Below are 18,768 nucleotides of genomic sequence, written 5' to 3' on the forward strand. Positions count from 1 at the left end.
CCCGCGCATGCCGCCGGTGGCCGTGGTGGGGATGGCGGTGTTGCTGCCGGGCGCCCCCGACCTCGCCGCCTACTGGCGGAACCTGGTCGACGGCGTCGACGCGATCACCGACCTGCCCGAAGGGCGGTGGGACGCCGGCTTCTACGACCCCCATGCCGTCTCGGGACCGGCCGCACCGGACCGGCTCTACTGCCGGCGCGGCGGCTTCGTGGACGGCCTGGCCCAGGTGCAGCCGACCCGGTTCGGCATCATGCCGGCCTCGGTCCCCGGCACCGAACCGGACCAGTTGATCGCCCTGCAGGTCGCCGACGCCGCCCTCGCGGACGCCGGCGGGAGCGACCGCCTGACCGACCGCGACCGGGTCGGGGTGGTCCTGGGCCGCGGCGGCTACCTGACACCGGGTCTGGCCCGCCTGGACCAGCGGGTACGCGGGGCGCACCAGCTGGTGCGCACCCTCGGCGAACTGCTGCCCGAACTCTCGGCCGGCCAGCTGCAACGCGTGCGCGAGGCGTTCGCCGACCGGCTGGGCCCCGACCGCCCGGAGTCGGCGATCGGCCTGGTGCCCAACCTGGCCGCCTCCCGGGTGGCCAACCGGCTGGACCTGCGCGGCCCCGCCTACACGGTCGACGCCGCCTGCGCGTCCTCACTGGTCGCGGTCGACCAGGCGGTCGGCGAGCTGGCGAGCGGGCGCTGCGACGTGGTCCTGGCCGGCGGAGTGCACCACTGCCACGACGTCACGCTGTGGAGCGTGTTCACGCAGCTGCGCGCGCTCTCCCCGAGCCGGCGGATCCGCCCGTTCCACCGCGGTGCCGACGGCCTGCTGATCGGCGAGGGAACCGGCATGGTGGTCCTCAAGCGGCTCACCGACGCCGAGCGCGACGGCGACCGCGTGTACGCGGTGATCCGCGGCACCGGAGTGGCCAGTGACGGCCGCACCTCCGGTCTGACCAACCCCGACCCGGCAGGTCAGTGCCGCGCCGTCCGTGCGGCCTGGCGGGCGGCCGGCCTGGACCCGACGACGCCGGGCGCACTCGGCCTCCTGGAAGCCCACGGCACCGCCACCCCGGCCGGCGACGCGGCCGAACTGGCCACGCTCGCCGAGGTGTTCGGCCCCGCCGGCGCAGACGAGGAACGGGCGGTGCTCGGCTCGGTGAAGTCGATGATCGGCCACACCATGCCCGCCGCCGGCATCGCCGGCCTGGTCAAGGCGGCACTCGCGGTGCACCACGGGATGCAGCTGCCCACCCTGCACTGCGAAGACCCGCACCCCGCGCTGGCCGCCACCCGCTTCCGCACGATCGGCACCGCGCGGCCCTGGGAGTCGGCCGACGGGATCCTCCGCCGGGCCGCGGTGAACGCCTTCGGCTTCGGCGGCATCAACGCCCACGTGGTCCTGGAACAGGCCCCCGCCCTCCCCCGCTCCGGCACCCCGGCCACCGCGCTACCCACCGCGCGGGCCACCACCGTGGTGACCGAACCGGAACGCTTGCTGCGCCTGGCCGCCGACACCCCCGAGCGGCTGGCCGAGCTGCTGTCCGCGCAGGACGCCGCCCGGCCCGAGCCGGACGGACCCGGCGGCCCCCCGGCTCCCCCGTGCCGGCTGGCGATCGCCGACCCGACCGGCAAGCGGCTGGCCATGGCCCGGCGCGCCGTCGAGCGGGGCAGGCCCTGGCGCGGGCGCGGCGACATCTGGTTCACCCCCGCGCCGCTGCTGGGCCCCGCCTCCGCCGGCCGGGGCAAGGTCGCGTTCCTCTTCCCCGGCCTCGAAGGCGACTTCAGTCCCCGGGTGGAGGAGGTCGCCGACCACTTCGGCCTGCCCCGTCCCGCCCTGGCCGCAGGCGCCCGGACGGACGACATCGGCCGCCACGGCGCGGGCATCGTCACGGTCGGACGGCTCCTGGACACCGCGCTGCGCCGCATCGGCGTGCACCCCGACGCGGTGGCGGGACACAGCGTCGGCGAGTGGACCGCCATGATCACCGCAGGCCTCTTCTCCGGTACCCAGGTGGACGCCTTCCTGGACTCCTTCGACCCCGACGCGCTGCAGGTCCCCGGGCTCGCCTTCGCCGTGCTCGGCACCTCCGCCCACGACGTCCAGCAGACGATCGCGAGCCTGGAGGACATGGGCCAGGTCGTCCTGTCGCACGACAACGCCCCGCAGCAGTCGATCGTCTGCGGGCCCGAGGAACCCGTCACCGAACTCGTCCGCCGGTTCCGGGTCCGTGGCGTGCTCGGCCAGGTCCTGCCGTTCCGGTCCGGCTTCCACACCCCCATGCTCGCCCCCTACCTGGCCCCGATCCGCCAGGCCGCCGAAGGCTTCCGGCTGCACCGCCCGACCGTGCCGGTGTGGTCCGGCACCACAGCGTCGCCGTTTCCCGACACCCCGGCGCAGGTCCGCTCCCTGTTCCTGCGCCACCTGCTCGAACCGGTGCGCTTCAGACCACTGGTCGAAGCCCTGCACGCCGACGGGTTCCGGGCCTTCGTCCAGGTCGGCCCCGGCCAGCTGGGCTCCCTGGTGGGCGACACCCTGGGCCGGCGGGAGCACCTGGTGATCGCCGCGAACTCGCCGCACCGCGACGGACTCGCCCAGCTGCGCCGCCTCGCCGCCGCCCTGTGGGTCGAGGGCGCCGAACCCGACTCGGCCGCTCTGCAGCCCGCCCGGGCACGGACCCCGGACAGCCGCCCCACCACTGCGGTACGGACGCACCCCTCCATACCGCTGGACCTCTCCGGGGGCCTCGTCTCGCTGGAACCCGCCACCGTCACCGCCCTGCGTGCCGAACTCGCCCCCGCCCTGCCGGCGAACACCCCTGCCCGGCCCGCAGCCGGTCCGGCCACCGTGCCGCCCGCCGCTGTGCGGGCCATCGCACCGAACGCCGTCGCGCCGGCCCGCGCCCCAGGCGACACCCTGGCCGCATCGGGCGACACCCTGGCCGCACTGCTCGACGCCCACCCCGTAGCGGCCGAACTCGGCGCCCTCCTGCGCGACACCGAACGGGCCGTCGCCGAGGTGCTCACCCACCGCCGGGCGGCCGGCGCACCGCCGCACCGGACCGCACCGGCACAGCCCGTCGCGCCTGCCCCGGCGCCGCGCCGGGAGCCACCCGCGCCGGCCCGGCCCGTCCCCGCCCGGACACACGCGCACCACAGCAGCCGCCTGCTCATCTCGACCGGGACCATGCCCTACCTGCTCGACCACTGCTTCTACCGCCAGCGCCCGGGCTGGCCCGACCTGTCGGACCGCTGGCCGGTCGTCCCCGCCACGACGATCGTCCAGCACCTGACGGACGCCGCCGAGCAGGCCGCACCGGGACAGGTGGTCCGTGCCCTGCACGACCTGCGCTTCGGCCGCTGGGTGCCGGCCGCGAGCCCCCTCGACATCGAGATCACCCTTGAGGACGCCGGCCCCGGCCGGTTCACCGCCGCCTTCGGCAGCTACGCGGCCGGCACCGTCGAACTGGCGGACCGCCACCCGGCCCCGCCCACCCCGTGGCCTGCCGAACCGCCCGGGAGCACGCACCGGACGCCGATGCCGGCCACCAGGCTCTACGACGAGCGGTGGATGTTCCACGGCCCCGCCTTCCAGGGCCTGACCGCCCTGACCGAGCTCGGCGGGAACCACGTGCGCGGTGTGATCACCGCGCCTTCCGCACCCGGTGCGCTGCTCGACAACGTCGGCCAGCTCCTCGGCTACTGGATCATGGCCACCCACACCGAACGCTCCGTGGTCTTCCCGGTGGGCATCCGCCACCTGCGGCTGCACGGACCGCAGCCGCGCCCGGGCACCGACCTGGACTGCCGGATCCGCATCACCGCGATCAGCCGCACCACCCTCGAAGCGGACGTCCAGCTCCTGGCCGACGGCGAGGTCTGGGCCGAGATCGACGGCTGGCAGGACCGCCGCTTCGACAGCCACCCCGAGACCCGGCCCGTCGAACGCTTCGTCGAGCGCGAGACGCTCTCCACCCCGCAGCCCGGCGGCTGGGTCCTGCTCCACGAGCGCTGGCCCGACCTCGCCTCCCGCGACCTGATCATGCGCAACCACCTGGGCGCAGCCGAGCGCGAGCAGTACGACCGGCAGCCGCCGCGCGGCCGCCGGGCCTGGCTGCTGGGGAGAATCGCGGTCAAGGACGCGGTGCGGCGCCTGCTGTGGCAGGACTCGACCGACCGGCCCTTCCCCGCGGAGATCCAGGTGCTCAACGACCCCTCCGGCCGCCCCCGGGTGCGCGGCCTGCACGGCCGGCTGCTGCCGGACCTGGAGGTCACCCTCGCCCACCGCAGCGAGATCGCGGTCGCACTCGTGCGCCCCTCCTGCGGCAGCGGTGCTCCGGGGCCCGGGATCGACGTGGAGGAGGTCACCGAGCGCCCCGCCGAGACCCTGCCCGTCGCGCTGCTCCCCCGGGAGGTCCGGCTGCTGACGGCCTGCCAGGCCGAGGACGGCGCCTCCCGGGACGTCTGGTTCACCCGGTTCTGGGCCGCCAAGGAGGCAGCCGCCAAGGCCGAGGGCACCGGGCTCCGCGGCCGGCCGCACGACTTCACCGTGGTCACCGCCGGCCCCACCGCTCTGCGGGTCGCCGTCGCCACCCCCGACGGGCTCCGCACCCACCACGTGCACTGCACCCGGGTCAGCAGCCCACCCGGCCGGCCGCAACGCGACTACGTCGTGGCCTGGACCACGGACTCCCCCGACCACCACGACCTCGAAGGACAGACGGCGTGACCACCAGCGAGCACCTTTCCCCGACCGGCCCCGAGATCCTCACGGAGGTGACCAGCATGCTGGCCGCCGTGCTCGACGAGTACGGACTCGACACCGCCGACGTCACCATGGAGGCCCGGTTCACCGAGGACCTCGGCCTGGAGAGCATCGACCTGGTCACCCTCGCCGGGCTGCTGCGCGACCGCTGGGGCGACCGGATCAACTTCGCCGAGTTCATCGCCGACATGGAGCTCGACGAGATCATCGGCCTGACCGTGGGACGGCTCGTCACCCATGTCGAGGACCGGCTGCACAGCGCGGAACGGACCTGACATGGCCTTCATCGACCTGGACGGGCTCCGCTGCCACGTACAACGGCTGAGCCCGCAGGACGGCGGTCCACCGGCGGCCACCGTCGTCCTGCTGCACGGGCTGCTCACGGACAGCCTCGCCAGCTTCTACTTCACCCTGGCCCCCACCCTCGCGTCCGCCGGCCTCGACGTGCTGATGTACGATCACCGCGGCCACGGTCGCAGCGCCCGGCCGGCCACCGGCTACCGGCTGGAGCACTTCACCGACGACCTCCAGCGCCTGCTGGACCGCCTCGGCATCCCCGGCCCCGTGCACCTGGTCGGCAACTCCTTCGGCGGCACGGTGGCGTTCGCCCTCGCCGCCCGCCGCCCCGAGCTGGTCGCCGGGATCCTGGCCATCGAGTCCGAACCGGCCTCGGCGGCCTGGGCGGCCAAACTGGACGGCATCCTGGCGGATGCCGAGCGCAAGCTGGCCCGGGAGAAGGTCCTGACGTGGATCGCCCGGCGCCGCGGCCCCCACACCGCCCGCCTCGCCCGCACGGCCGGTTCCCTGCTCGCCGAGACGACCATGGCCCGTGACATCCCGGTGAGCCGGCTGCCCGCCGAGGCCGCCCTGCGCGCCGTCGCCTGCCCGGTGCTGGCCGTCTACGGCGCACGCTCGGACCTGGCCGAGCAGGCGGCCCGGCTCGAACAGCTGCTGCCGAACTGCCGGAGCGTCACCGTCCCCGGTCAGGAGCACTCCGTCCTGGTCGAGACCCCCGACACGGTCCGCCACCTCACGCTCGCCTTCCTCGCCGAACACGGCGTCGACCTGCGCCACCCGTCCGCGCAGGCGTCCGCGCAGTCGTTCGCGCAGGCGTCCGCTCAACCGGTCGCGCACCCGTCCGATCGACCGGTCGCCCAGGCGTCCGCGCGACCGGTCGGCAGCCGGGCCGCCGAAGGGAGCACCCGGTGAGCCGGTTCCTCTTCGTCGTCCCGCCCCTGGTCGGACACATCAACCCGGCCGTCGGCGTCGCGGCCGAACTCGCCGCCCGGGGCCACCGCACCGCCTGGGCCGCCCTGCCCGAAGCGATCGCCCCCCTGGCCGGGCCGGAAGCCGAGATCCACCCCTGCGCCGTCCTCCCGTCGGCGGACCGCGCCGCTCCCCCCGGCCCGCTCGACGAGGCCTACCGGCGCCCGCCGGACCTCCGCGGCACCGCTGCTCTGAAGTACCTGTGGGAAGGCTTCCTGATCCCCCTCGCCGACGCGATGGCCCCCGGCATCGAGGCCGCGATCGCCCGGTTCCGCCCCGACGTCCTCGTGGTGGACCAGCAGGCCGTCGCCGGCGCACTGGTCGCCGAACGCCACGGCCTGCCCTGGGCCACCTGCGCGACCACCTCCGCCGAGTTCACCGGCGCCCTGGCGGGCCTGCCCCTGGTCGAGGCCTGGATCCGCGGACTCCTCGACGGACTGCGCGGACGCATCGGCGCCCCCGGCCGGACCACCGACCCCCGCTTCTCCCCGCACCTGGTGCTCGCCTTCACCACACCGGAGCTGACCGGACCGGCCACCATCGACCGGCCGATCCGCTTCGTCGGCCCGGCCATCGCCCCCCGCCCCACCGAACCGCCCTTCCCCTGGGAATGGCTGGACCCCGGCCGCGCCACCGCCCTGGTCACCCTCGGCACGGCCAACGCCGACACCGGCACGGCCTTCCTGACCGCCTGTCACCGAGCCGTGCAGGAGCGCTCCCACCGCCTGCAGACGGTGATCGCCGATCCGGGCCACGCCCTCGGAGCCCCGCCTCCCGACGCCGATGTCCTGGTCCTCCCCGCCGTCCCGCAACTGCGGCTGCTGGAACACCTCGACGCGGTGGTCTGCCACGCCGGCCACAACACGGTCTGCGAGTCCCTGTGGCACGGCGTCCCCCTGGTCGTCGCACCGATCCGCGACGACCAACCGGTGGTGGCCGGACAGGTGGCGACGTCCGGCGCCGGCATCCGGGTGCGGTTCGGCCGCCCCGATGCCACCCGCCTCGGCCGGGCCCTCGACGAGGTCATCGACAACGCCGCCCACCGCGCGGCCGCCCGCCGCATCGGCGACTCCTTCCGAGCCGCCGGCGGCGCAGCCGCTGCCGCCACCCACCTCGAACGGCTGACCTGCCCCCTGCCCGAACCTGTGGAGGAACCGCCCCGATGACCACGGCAGACCCGGAACAAGCGCCCGCCCGGGGGACGACAGCGCGCCCCTCCGAACGCGTCGCCGCCCTGCGCCCCGCCTACCAGGCCGACCTGGCCCACGGCACCGACCGGTTCTTCCACCGACGCCGCACCGACTGTCCCTGGTGCGCCTCCGCCGCGCTGCGCACCCGCCTGCGCACCACCGACCTGCTCCAGCACAAACCCGGCCGCTTCACCCTGGACACCTGCGAGGACTGCGGGCACACCTTCCAGAACCCCCAACTGAACGCCAAGGGACTGGAGTTCTACTACCGCGACTTCTACGACGGCCTGGGCGAGGAACGCCTCGGCAAGACCTTCTCGGCCCGTACCGGCGTCCACCGGAAGCAAGCCAGCGCGGTGCTTCCGCACGATCCGGCCCCACGGTACTGGCTGGACGTCGGCACCGGACACGGCCACTTCTGCACCACCGCCCGCGACGTCTTCCCCAGCACCACGTTCGACGGACTGGACCACAGTCAGGGCGTCGAACTGGCCGAGCGGGCCGGCCGGTTACGGCGCGGCCTGCGCGGCGAGCTCCCCGAGCTCGCTCCCCGGCTGGCCGGGCTGTACGACGTGGTGAGCATGCTCCACTACCTCGAACACACCACGGACCCTTCGCGGGAACTCGCCTCGGCCCGCCAGGTGCTGCGCCCCGGGGGGCTGCTGCTCATCGAGGTCCCCGACCCCCGTAGCCGCTCCGCGCGCCTGCTGGGGCGGTGGTGGCTGCCCTGGCTCCAGCCGCAGCACCTGCACCTGGCCCCCGCCGCCAACCTGCGCCGCCGCTTGGAGGCCCTCGGCTTCACCGTGGTGCTGGAACAGCACGGCGAGGCGCACGACCCGATCGACCTGCTGGCCGCCGTCTGGCTGTTCCTGGACCGCCTCGCCCCGCGCGAGGACGCACCCTGGCATCCCGGCGGGCCTCCCGGGCGCCTGCGGCGGGTCCTGCGTCCGGCACTGCTCCTGGCCGGCGCCCCCCTCCTGGTCGCCGCGATGCTGCTCGACCGCCTCCTGGCTCCGGTCGCCGGCCGCACCGGCTTCTCCAACGCCTACCGTCTGCTGGCCCGCCGCACCACCTGAGGTGGGCCGTCGGACATCGACAACACGCACCGTAGCGGCCTTCGGCCGGCCAGTGCCGCGTCCGCGGCGGCGGGCGGAGGAAGGGGAGGCGCAAGGAGGAGAACCCACTCCTTGCCACTTCTAACCTATAGCGCACGGGGGGCCTTGCGGCAAGGCCCCCCTCGTACCGCAGAATCGCTCACCGAGGCCAGAACCTGCGGAAACGGGAGATCCACGAAGTGCAGCTGCTGTTGTCGGTTCATGGGGCGGCGTGCGTGCCGCCGGTGTTCGCGGGTACGACCTCGGATCGGAGCCGCTGAGATGAATTCCGTGACCACCAGTGCGTTCGACCTTCCCGACCGCCTCTCCCCCAAGGCCGACCCGGCACTGATCGCCGGCGACGAGCAGCACTTCGCGGACATCGCGGAGAGCCTGGAACAGGCCATCGCCGAACTGTCGGAGCTCCTCGACGATGCGCGCAGGGCACCCGGCGGCATCGGCCAGGAGGCGATGGACCGCGACGCGGAGGTCCACCGGCTGAGCGCCCGCCTGCGCGCCCTGCGCCGCTTCGGGCTGGACCTGTGCCTCGGACGCATCGTCAGCGCCGAGGACCCCGAGCCCGTGTACGTCGGCCGGCTCGGCCTCACCGACAGCACCGGCCGCCGGCTGCTGATCGACTGGCGCTCCCCCGCGGCCGAGCCGTTCTTCGCGGCGACCCACGCCAACCCGGCGGGTCTGGCGAGCCGTCGCAGGTACCGCTGGACCCGCGGCCGGATCAGCGACTACTGGGACGAGGTGTTCACCGCGGACGGGCTCGAAGGGCACGCCGCGCTCGACGACCAGTCCGCGTTCATCGCCAGCCTCGGCACCAACCGGTCGGCGCGGATGCGGGACGTGCTCGGCACCATCCAGGCCGACCAGGACGCGATCATCCGCGCGGGCTCCCGCGGCGCCCTCGTCGTCGACGGTGGTCCGGGCACGGGGAAGACCGTCGTCGCCCTGCACCGTTCCGCCTACCTCCTCCACTCCGACCCCCGTCTCGGCCACCGCCGCGGCGGCGTGCTCTTCGTCGGTCCGCACCAGCCGTACCTGGCCTACGTCGCCGACGTCCTGCCCAGCCTCGGCGAGGACGGCGTGCAGACCTGCACCCTGCGGGACCTCGTCGCGGAGGGGGCGAAGGCGGCGGTCGAGTCCGACCCGGAGGTGGCCCGTCTGAAGTCGTCGGCGGACATGGTGAGGGCGATCGAGCCGGCCGTCGGCATCTACGAGGAGCCGCCCACCGAGGGGATGACGGTCGAGACCCACTGGTCCGACATCTGGCTGAGCGCCGACGACTGGGCCACGGCCTTCGGGGCGCCGGAGCCGGGCACGCCGCACAACGAGGCGCGCGACCAGGTCCGGGAGGAGCTGCTGACGATCCTGGTCGAGAAGGACGACAGCGACGCCTCCCCCGAGCTGCTCCGCCGGTCGCTGCTGCAGAACAGGGAGCTGATCACGGCCCTCAACCGCGCGTGGCCGATGCTCGAACCGACCGACCTCGTCGGGGACCTCTGGTCGGTACCCGCCTACCTGCGCAAGTGCGCCCCCTGGCTGAGCCCCGACGAGGTCCGCAAGCTCCAGCGCAAGGACGCCCAGGCCTGGACGGTGTCCGATCTGCCGCTCCTGGACGCGGCACGGCAGCGGCTCGGCGACCCGGAGGCGTCCGCCCGCAAGCGCCGGCACGAGGCCGCCGTCGCCGCCGAACGCGCGAGCAGGGCCGACGTCATCAGCGGCCTGCTGGAGGCCGACGACGACGGTGAGGGCGCGGTGACCATGCTGCGCGGGCAGGACCTCCAGGACAGCCTGATCGACGAGACCGCCCTGCCCGCCGCCGACCCGGACCGGCTCGCCGGCCCGTTCGCGCACATCGTCGTGGACGAGGCCCAGGAACTGACCGACGCCGAGTGGCAGATGCTGCTGCTCCGCTGCCCCTCCCGGAGCTTCACCATCGTCGGGGACCGCGCCCAGGCCCGGCACGGGTTCACCGAGTCGTGGCGGGAGCGGCTCGACCGGGTCGGGTTCGACCGGATCGAGACCACCTCGCTGGGGATCAACTACCGGACGCCGGAAGAGGTCATGGCCGAGGCCGAGCCGGTCATCCGGGCCGTGCTCCCGGACGCCAACGTGCCGGCCTCCGTCCGCAGCAGCGGCATCCCGGTCGTGCACGGATCCGTTGCCGACCTGGACTCCGTCCTCGCCGCCTGGCTCGCCGCGAACACCGACGGCGTCGCCTGCGTCATCGGCGGTCCCGGGTTCCCGGCGACGCCCCGCATCCGGTCGCTGACTCCCGAACTGTCCAAGGGACTTGAGTTCGACCTGGTCGTCCTCGTCGACCCGGAGGCGTTCGGCGAGGGCATCGAAGGCGCGGTCGACCGCTACGTCGCGATGACCCGCGCGACCCGGCAACTCGTCGTCCTCACGAGCTCCTGACAGCGGATTCCGTCCACCCGGTGAACCATTGACAGCCCGTCACGGTGCTCGGTGTAATGCGGGTGCACTGCGGAGGCAGGAGACAGCGGCCGTTTCGGGCTGTTCCCGGGGGAAAGCAGGAAGTCATGGGTGCGGACACGATGGCGGCGGCGGAATCCGCCGGGCTCAACGCGCGGATGGCCGCGCTGTACGAGCGCGACGGGGCGTGCCAGGGGCTGGGCATCGCGCTCGACGAGGTGTCCTCCGGGCGGGCGCGGATGCGCGTGACGGTGACTCCGGCCATGGTGAACGGCCACGGCATCGCGCACGGCGGCTACCTCTTCCTGCTCGCCGACGCCGCGTTCTCCTACGCCTGCAACAGCTACGGCCCGGTGACGGTGGCCCAGGCCGCTCAGGTCACCTTCCTGGCCCCGGCGGAGGTCGGGGACGAGCTGACCGCCGAGGCGGTGGAACGCGTCCGCTCCGGACGGAGCGGGATCTACGACGTGACGGTGCGCAACTCCGCGGAGAAGGTGGTCGCGGAGTTCCGCGGGCAGAGCGTGATGCTCGCCGGGAAGCCGCACTCCGGCTGACCGGGCGGGGGCCGATCCCCCGCCCGGTCGGCCGGTGCGCCGGCGGAGCGGACTCGCGGCTAGGCCGGCGGGCGCTCGTCCACGACCTGCTGGAGTTTGCCGGTGCGCGGGTTGGTGGTGAGCCCGGACCGCGGCACCCATTCGACGGTGAGGTGGTGGATCGCACCGGCCGCCACCTCGTCGGGGTAGAGCGGCCGGGCCCGGTAGACCGCCTCGACGAGCCGCTCGCTCAGGCCGGGCGGAGGCTCCTCGGTGCAGCCGAGGCGCAGGATCAGGCCGTCCCTGCCGTCCCAGCGGCGTTGGACCAGCTGCATGCCGGAGACGACCTGGTCCGGGTCGTTGGCGAGCAGCACGGCGCGGATCTCCTCGGTCGGCATGGCCACCGTGCCGACCCGGGCGCCCTCGCCCGACCGGCCGACCAGCCGGAACCGCCCGCGTTCGACGTCGACCCACTCGGCGCGGTCGCCGGTCGGGTAGCGGAGGATCGGCATCAGGGTGCGGAACAGGTTGGTGACCACCACCCGGCCCGGCACCCCCGGGGTGGTGACCGGCTCGCCGCTCACGTCGTCGACCAGCTCGACCACGGTGCGGTTCGGGAACGCCTCGTGCACCCGGACGTCGTCGCCCGGCACCGGCGCGCCGACCAGCCCGGCATCCACCGAGGCGTAGCCGATCGAGGCGACGGCCGCCTTGGGGAAGGCCCGGGAGAGGATCGGCCGCAGGTCGGCGAAGAGCAGGTCCCCTCCGAAGAGCAGCAGTTCGACGCGCTCGCTGGCCTTCCCGTGCCTGACCAGGTACTCGGCGACCGAGCTGAGCTTCATCGGCTCGCCGGCCAGCACGTCGACGCCGAAGTCCTCGATCAGGGCGGCCACGTAGGCGTCGGGGGCGGCACCGACCGGCAGCCGGACGTTGTCCACCGGTGCGTGGTGCAGGGCGTTCTCGATGTACAGGAAGCCGCCGTACAGCTCGCCGGCGCAGAACAGGTTCGCCACCCGGTGCCCGGGCCTGAGTCCGGCCTGGACAAGGCCCGCGCCGAAGGCGGTCACCGAGTCGGTGTGCTCGGTGCGCGACCAGGGGGAGAACTTCGGGACGCCGGTGGTGCCGCCGGTCTTGTAGACGCCGGCGTCCAGCAGCGGTCCGGTGAGCAGCCGGTTGTCCGGCCAGGAGTTGGCGGCCCAGAAGGCCGTCTGCTCGATGACGGGGAGCTGGTCGAGGCGCTCGACGCGGGCCGGAAGGTCCCGGTAGAGCTCGGCGTAGAACGGGGAGTTGCGCCGGGCGAAGTCGATCAGCTCGGGCAGCGGTTTGGCGGGCACGGGCTCTCCTGACGTGCGGTCGGGGCGTCGGTCGGGCACAGGATCGGGACGTACGGTCGGGGTGTGAGGGCCGGGCACGGGGCCAGGCGCAGGGCCGGGCGTGGGGGCCAGGCGTGGGGCCGGACTCGGGGCCGGGCACGGGGTCAGCCGGACTCGGGGCGGCCGATCCAGGTGCGGGCGAGGGTCTGGACGGCGGCGCCGTCCGGGTCGGCGAGCTTCTGCTCCAGGTACGCGGCGGCCCAGTCGCTGGTGGGCACCCGGAAGGCGGGCCGTTCGGCGCGCAGGGTCCGGACGACCACCTCGGCGACCTCCCGGGCCGACTGTCCGGCTGCCTCCCAGCCCTGGCCGCCGACCCAGGCGAGGTGGTCGGCGAAGGTGGGCGCGTACGGGCCGGAGTCGGCCAGGATGGTCGTGCGGTCGATGTCCGGGAAGACGCCGAACGCGGTGTCCGGTACGAAGCCGGGGACGACGACGGAGACCCGGACGCCGTGCGCCCCGGCCACCGGGGCAAGGCTCTCCATGAACCCCTCGACGGCGAACTTGGCCGCGCAGTAGGCCTCGTTGAAGGGCTGGCCGACGACGCCGTGCACGCTGCCGACGGTCACCAGCCGGCCGGCCGAGGCGCGCAGCAGCGGCAGCGCGGCGCGGCTGACCGCGATGACGCCGAAGAAGTTCACCTCCAGATTGGCCCGCAGCGCGGCCATCGTGGACATCTCCAGCGTCGGGTCGAAGTTGGAGACGCCGGCGTTGTTGACCACCGCGTCGAGCCGTCCATAGGTCTCGGCCACGCCGTCCACGCAGGCCGCCACGGAGTCGGCGTCGGTGACGTCGAGCCGGCGGACGTCCAGGGTCACGCCGGCCCGCCCGGCCGCCTCGGTGAGCGCCGCGCCGCGGGCCGGTTCGCGCAGCGTGGCCACCGTGGTGAACCCGGCCCGGGCGGCCGCGACGGCGGTGGCCAGGCCGATCCCGGAGGAGGTGCCGGTGATCAGGACGACCGGCCCGCTCATCGGGCCGGCTCCGTCAACCCGGGCTCCGCGTCGGCGGGTTCCTTCTGCGCTCGGGCGGCGGCGTCGAGCCGGGCCTGGATGCCGAGCGCGGGCAGGAAGGAGCAGGCCGCCAGCAGGGTGCCGCCGGCCATCGTCCAGCGCGCCGCGTCCAGGATGCCCAGGGGGCCGGTGAGCGCCGAGACGGCCAGACCACCGAGCAGGGCCGCCAGCGGGATCACGCCCCAGGTGACGGTGCGGAACGCCGCGTGCATCACGCCCTGGTGCTCGGCGGACATCCGGGACTGCCGGGTGGGCGCGCTGCACACGTTGATGCAGGACATGAAGAAGCCGTAGCAGCCCATGGTCACCGCGATCACCGGCCCGGCCGGCAGTGCGGGCGCGGCCAGCACGCCGAGGCCGACCAGGCAGTGCAGCAGCAGCGACCAGGCGAGCGTGCGGCCCAGGCCGAACCGTTCGCTGATCCGCGGGGCGATCACCGCACCGGCCAGCGCGCCCACCGCGCCGACCGACATGGCCGCGCCGAAGACGCCGACCGAGACCCCCATGCCCCGGTAGGCGAGCACCGGCAGCACGGTGACGAAGACCGGTCCGCCGCAGTTGAGGGTGACGGCCGCCAGCACCACCCGGCGCAGCACGGGATCGGCCCAGTTCATCCGGAAGCCGGCGGTCAGCCGCTCCCAGACCGTTCCCTCGACGACCGTGCGATCGCCCCACGGCTTCATGGACCGGAAGCAGGCGGCGGAGACCAGGTAGCTGGCCGCGTCCACGAGCAGTGCGGCCACGCCGAGCGCGCTGTACAGGGCCGCCGCGATCGAGGGGCCGGCCACCTCGGAGACCGAGCCGCTGCCCTCCAGCCGGGAGTAGGCGCGGACCATCTGGTCCTCCTCCACCACGGCGGGGACGGCGATCAGGTAGCCGACGTTGAAGAAGATCGTCGCGCCGCTGATCACCGCGACGCAGCCGAACAGCAGCGGGGTGGAGAGGAAGCCCAGCCAGTGGGCCAGCGGGATCACCGCGACGGCGACCAGCCGGATCAGGTCGCAGACGAGCATCGTCCGTCGCTTGTTCCAGCGGTCGACCAGCACGCCGGCCACCGGACCTAGCAGCGGGATGCCCAGGTACTGGGCCATCGCCACCACGCCGACCTGGAGGGCGGAGGCGTGCAGGACGAAGATCATCAGGGTGGGGACGGCGAAGACGGTGATCCGGTCGCCGACCACGCTGACCGTCTGGCCGGCCCAGAAAAGGTTGAAGCCGCGCCCCAGGTCGGCCGGGCGGCGGGCCTTCACGAGGCCTCCTCGTCGGCCGTGCGGACCACGAAGCCGGCCGTCTTGCCGGTGCGGTCGTTGCCGACCAGCTCGCCGACCGCGCGGACCCGGAAGTCCTCCGGGTCGTGCTGGAAGGCGGTGCTCAGCGTGAAGGTCGCGGAGAACAGCTCCGCGCGCAGCCGGTCGGTGTCCACGGCCGTGCCGGGGTCGGTCAGCAGCAGGACGTCCACGCCGGTGGCCCGGCCGCCGTTCTCGGTGATCACCACCTGCGCCCGGGAGACGCCCGGCTCGCGCTCCGCCCGTGCGACCAGCTCGTCCACGTGCAGGCCGAGGCCGCGCACCTGGACGACGCTGTCGCGCCGGCCCAGGACCCGCATCGCCCGGCCCGGCCGCCCGCACGGACAGGCGGTCAGCTCCCCCGCGTCGCCGGTGCGGTAGCGCAGGACCGGGTTGAGCATGTCGGGGTTGAGGGTGGTGAAGTCCAGCAGCCCGTCCGGGCCGACGTGCACCAGTTGCTCGGGCAGGGGGTGGAAGGTGTCGGCCGGGCAGTCCGGGGTGTTGGTGCCGACCACCCACGTCTCGGTGGAGCCGAACATGCCCCAGCGGCGGGCCTGCGGTGCGACGGCCGCGAGGTCGTCGGCGAGTTGCGGCTGCCAGGCCTCGCCGAGCCAGAGCACCTTGCGCAGGGCGGGCAGCTTCAGCCCGGCGGCGCGGGCGTGCGCGAACCAGAGCCGCAGGACGCTGGGCGTCCCGCCGATCGCGGTGGCCTGCTGGTCGGCGAGGAGGCCCAGCCAGTCCCCGTACTCCTCCCGGGTGACGGACCCGAGCGCGATCACCCGGCAGCCGGCCAGGTCGGCCAGCGCGGCGGCGAGGAAGTGCGCGCCCCACATCCGGCCGGCGCCCCAGGCGTTGACGAAGGTGTCGTCGCGGTCGAGCGGCTGCCAGTGCGCGTGCACCCCGGCCATGTAGAAGCCGGTGGGCGCGTACCCGACCTTCGGAGCGCCGGTGGAGCCGCCGCTCTGGAACAGCCAGGTGGCACCGGTTTCGGAGCGCGGCTCCAGGTGGGCCAGGGCGACGTTCAGGTCGTCCTTGGCCAGCGGCGGAAGGGCGGCCAGCTCGTCGAGGGTGCTGACCGCACCCGGCAGGCCGGCGTAGCGCGGGGCCAGCGCGGGCACGGTCCGCAGCCGCTCCAACGCCCGGGCGGCGACGGGAAGATGTGGAGCAGCGGCCTCGGGCGGCAGGGAGAAGGTGTCGGTCATCGGGGGTCCGTCCGTGGGGTGGTGGGGGTGCGGTTGGCGAGCCACTTCGCGTGGGCGTCCCGGTAGGCGGTGAACCGGGCGCGGGTGATGTCCCGTTGGAGGGTCCGGTGCGGGTCGGACCAGTCCGGGGCGATCACCCCGTCCGGCTCCAGCTCCGAGAACCAGTACCGCTCGCCGTCGTACAGGAAGTCGACGCAGAAGAACGGGATCGCCAGCTTCTCGGCGAAGTAGGCGGTGGCTTCGGCCAGTTCGGGCGGCACCGGCGGGAACTCCATCGTCCCGCCCCGGCTGGCGTTGGCCACCGGCGAGCCGGGCTCCGGGATCCGCTTCATCACCGCGTACGGCTCGCCGTCGACCACGTAGACCCGGTAGTCGACGGTGCCGTCGCCGAGGTACGGCTGGGCGACGAGCGTGGTGTCGCCGCCCTGCGCGAGGCTGGCCAGACCCCGGATGTCCTCCGGCCCGCGGGCCAGGTTGATCCCGCCGCCGCCGCACCAGCCGGCCGGTTTGACGATGGCCGGGTAGGTGAGGTTGCCGAGGGCGACCTCGTACTGGTGCTTGCTGATGTCCCGGCCGGTGCCGATCCGGACCGACGGGATCGGCGGCACCGGCGAGTCGGCGAGGTGCAGCACGGTGGCGAGCTTGTCGTTGCCGATCAGCGAGACCTGCGGCGGGAACGGCAGGTAGAAGCCGGCCTGTTCGAGCACCGCGTAGAGCGCGTACTGGTTGAAGACGTCCATCGACTGGTAGGGCAGCGAGTAGAGCGCGGTGATGAAGAGGGTGTCCTGCGGGGTCACCGGCTCCTCGTCCACGTAGACCAGCGGCCGGGTCGGGTCGGTGGCGTCCACGGTGACCGCGTCCGGCGCGTGCCGGCACCAGGTGAGGCCCAGTTGCTCGGCGGTCTCGGCGTAGAGGTCCCAGAAGAAGTGGTGCCAGGTCGCCGTCATCCGGGTGGACTCGCGGTCGGGGAAGATCCAGCACATCCGGCGCAGCGGGCCGGGGTCGTTCGCGGGGCCGGTGGGGTTCACCGTGCTCCTTCCGGGGTGGTCCGTGGGGTCGGCGGGTGCGCGGCGGGTCCGGCGTACGCATGGGGTTCGGGAGGCCCGGCGTACGCGGCAGGTCCGGCGGTGGCGGGCTGCACGGCCGGGGCCGGTGCGGCGCTCGCCGCGCGTCCGGCCCGGTCGACCTGGTCGGCCCGGTCAGCCCGGTCGGCCCGGCCGGCCCACCAGCGGCGACCGGCCTCCGGGAGGGTGTCCACCGGGTCGTAGTACGGGTGGCGGCGGTCGAGCGGGGCCCCGCCGGCGGGGTCACGGACCTCCGGCTCGGTGCGGTAGTTCTTGGTCCAGTAGGAGATGCCGCGCTCGCGGTCGTACCCGACCGCCTGGTGCACCCAGCGCTTGCCGAGGTCCGGCACGTCGCAGACCAGCCGTGGCGTGGCGTAGCCGGGCAGGTAGCCCATGATCGCCTCCTGGAGCCGCTGCGCCTCGTGCACGCTGGTCCGCCAGTGTTCGGCGTTGGGGATCATGTCGCAGAGGTAGAAGTAGTAGGGCAGGATGTTCGCCTCCCCCTGGAGTGCGAAGCAGAGGTCGAGCAGGTCCTCGGGGGTCGCGTTGACGCCGCGCATCAGCACGCCCTGGTTGCGGACGTCCCGCACGCCCGCGTCCAGCAGTGCCCGGGCCGCCTCGGCGACCAGCGGGGTCACCGACCGGACGTGGTTGGCGTGGGTGTGCACGGCGAGGTTGACGGCGCGCCGGGCGGCCAGCGCGGCGACCCGGTGGACGCCGTCGAGGACCTGCGGCTGCAGCCAGTGCTGCGGCAGCCCGACCACCGCCTTGCTGGCCAGCCGGATGTCCCGGACCGACTCCAGCTCCAGCAGCCGCATCAGGAACGACTCCAGTTGCGGCCAGGGCACATTGGCGAGGTCGCCGCCGGAGAGCACGACGTCGCGCACGGCCGGGGTGCGCTTGAGGTAGTCGAGCATCTGCTCCTGGCGGTGGGCCGGCCGGAGCACCAGTCGGGCCTTGGTGACCTGGGGCGTCGAGGTGCCGACCAGGTCCATCCGGGTGCAGTGGCCGCAGTACTGGGGGCAGGTGGCGACCAGCTCGGCCAGCACCTTGGTGGGGTAGCGACGGGTCAGGCCCTCCACCACCCACATCTGCGCCTCGTGCAGCGAGTCGCGTTCGGCCTTCGGGTGGCTGGGCCACCGCGGGTGCCGGTCCGCGTACACCGGCAGCATGTAGCGGCGGACCGGGTCGGCCAGGAAGGCCTCGGTGAAGGCGTGCGGCTCGGTCGGGGCCTGCGCGGCTATGGTGTTCAGCATCTGCGGCGGCAGCAGCATCGGCATGGTCGCGAACTCAGCCTGGTCGGCGGCGAGTTGCTCGTAGAAGGTGTCGGTCAGCAGCGCGCCGGCGACAGACCGCAGCTGCCGGGCGTTCTTGACGCAGTGCGCCCGCTGCCACTGGGCGTCCCGCCACTGGGCCTCGGTCACGCCGCGCCAGCCCGGCAGTCGGCGCCAGTCCGGCTCGGCCAACGGCGTCCGGACGTACTGGTACGGCTGCTGCGCCACGGTGCCCACCGGACATTGGGAGCGCGGGGGTACGGGGTGGTCCATCC

13 protein-coding genes are annotated in these 18,768 nt (G+C 74.1%); 7 read left to right on the forward strand and 6 right to left on the reverse strand.

The annotated features are described in order from the left end of the window. Positions 1-7 precede the first annotated feature (7 nt). The 7 genes from J5Y04_RS35740 to paaI all read left to right on the forward strand — a co-directional run bounded on the left by J5Y04_RS35740 (position 8) and on the right by paaI (position 11,308). Positions 8-4,720: a type I polyketide synthase gene (locus J5Y04_RS35740; protein WP_209416733.1), complete on the forward strand. Its 4,713-nt coding sequence runs from the start codon at positions 8-10 to the stop codon at positions 4,718-4,720. Beyond that, positions 4,717-5,031 (forward strand): acyl carrier protein, encoded by a 315-nt coding sequence (locus J5Y04_RS35745; RefSeq protein WP_374106182.1) that lies wholly within the window; start codon positions 4,717-4,719, stop codon positions 5,029-5,031. The genes J5Y04_RS35740 and J5Y04_RS35745 overlap by 4 nt, the downstream gene beginning before the upstream one ends. A 1-nt stretch (position 5,032) precedes the next feature. Further along, positions 5,033-5,965, forward strand: a complete 933-nt coding sequence (locus tag J5Y04_RS35750; RefSeq protein ID WP_209416698.1) for an alpha/beta fold hydrolase — start codon at positions 5,033-5,035, stop codon at positions 5,963-5,965. Then, positions 5,962-7,188, forward strand: coding sequence for a glycosyltransferase (locus J5Y04_RS35755; protein WP_209416699.1), 1,227 nt, complete (start codon positions 5,962-5,964; stop codon positions 7,186-7,188). Before J5Y04_RS35750 ends, J5Y04_RS35755 begins: the two co-directional genes overlap by 4 nt. Next, positions 7,185-8,288, forward strand: coding sequence for a class I SAM-dependent methyltransferase (locus tag J5Y04_RS35760; protein ID WP_209416700.1), 1,104 nt, complete (start codon positions 7,185-7,187; stop codon positions 8,286-8,288). Before J5Y04_RS35755 ends, J5Y04_RS35760 begins: the two co-directional genes overlap by 4 nt. 300 nt (positions 8,289-8,588) lie before the next feature. Next, positions 8,589-10,736 carry an RNA polymerase recycling motor ATPase HelR gene (gene helR / locus J5Y04_RS35765; RefSeq protein WP_209416701.1) on the forward strand — a complete coding sequence of 716 codons (2,148 nt, stop codon included), beginning with the start codon at positions 8,589-8,591 and terminating at the stop codon, positions 10,734-10,736. A gap of 125 nt (positions 10,737-10,861) precedes the next feature. Continuing rightward, a complete protein-coding gene (paaI, locus tag J5Y04_RS35770) occupies positions 10,862-11,308 on the forward strand; it encodes a hydroxyphenylacetyl-CoA thioesterase PaaI (protein ID WP_245206128.1) in 447 nt (148 codons plus the stop codon). A gap of 59 nt (positions 11,309-11,367) precedes the next feature. On the opposite strand, the gene J5Y04_RS35775 is transcribed toward paaI, so the two are convergent. From J5Y04_RS35775 to J5Y04_RS35800, 6 genes are all read right to left on the reverse strand, one after another. Next, on the reverse strand, positions 11,368-12,621 hold the full coding sequence (locus J5Y04_RS35775; RefSeq protein ID WP_209416702.1) for a phenylacetate--CoA ligase family protein: 1,254 nt from the start codon (positions 12,619-12,621) through the stop codon (positions 11,368-11,370). A gap of 143 nt (positions 12,622-12,764) precedes the next feature. Next, positions 12,765-13,628 carry an SDR family NAD(P)-dependent oxidoreductase gene (locus J5Y04_RS35780; protein ID WP_209416703.1) on the reverse strand — a complete coding sequence of 288 codons (864 nt, stop codon included), beginning with the start codon at positions 13,626-13,628 and terminating at the stop codon, positions 12,765-12,767. Next, the gene (locus J5Y04_RS35785) at positions 13,625-14,917 is read right to left on the reverse strand and encodes an MFS transporter (protein WP_209416704.1); all 1,293 of its coding nucleotides are present in this window, start codon (positions 14,915-14,917) and stop codon (positions 13,625-13,627) included. The genes J5Y04_RS35780 and J5Y04_RS35785 overlap by 4 nt, the downstream gene beginning before the upstream one ends. Next, positions 14,914-16,155: an AMP-binding protein gene (locus J5Y04_RS35790; RefSeq protein ID WP_209416705.1), complete on the reverse strand. Its 1,242-nt coding sequence runs from the start codon at positions 16,153-16,155 to the stop codon at positions 14,914-14,916. The genes J5Y04_RS35785 and J5Y04_RS35790 overlap by 4 nt, the downstream gene beginning before the upstream one ends. Then, positions 16,152-17,183 (reverse strand): RimK family alpha-L-glutamate ligase, encoded by a 1,032-nt coding sequence (locus tag J5Y04_RS35795; RefSeq protein WP_209416706.1) that lies wholly within the window; start codon positions 17,181-17,183, stop codon positions 16,152-16,154. Before J5Y04_RS35795 ends, J5Y04_RS35790 begins: the two co-directional genes overlap by 4 nt. After that, positions 17,180-18,766, reverse strand: a complete 1,587-nt coding sequence (locus J5Y04_RS35800) for a KamA family radical SAM protein (protein WP_374106183.1) — start codon at positions 18,764-18,766, stop codon at positions 17,180-17,182. Before J5Y04_RS35800 ends, J5Y04_RS35795 begins: the two co-directional genes overlap by 4 nt. Between the last annotated feature and the right edge of the window lie 2 nt (positions 18,767-18,768).

The sequence above is a fragment of the Kitasatospora sp. RG8 genome (assembly GCF_017813315.1).
Taxonomy (GTDB): domain Bacteria; phylum Actinomycetota; class Actinomycetes; order Streptomycetales; family Streptomycetaceae; genus Kitasatospora.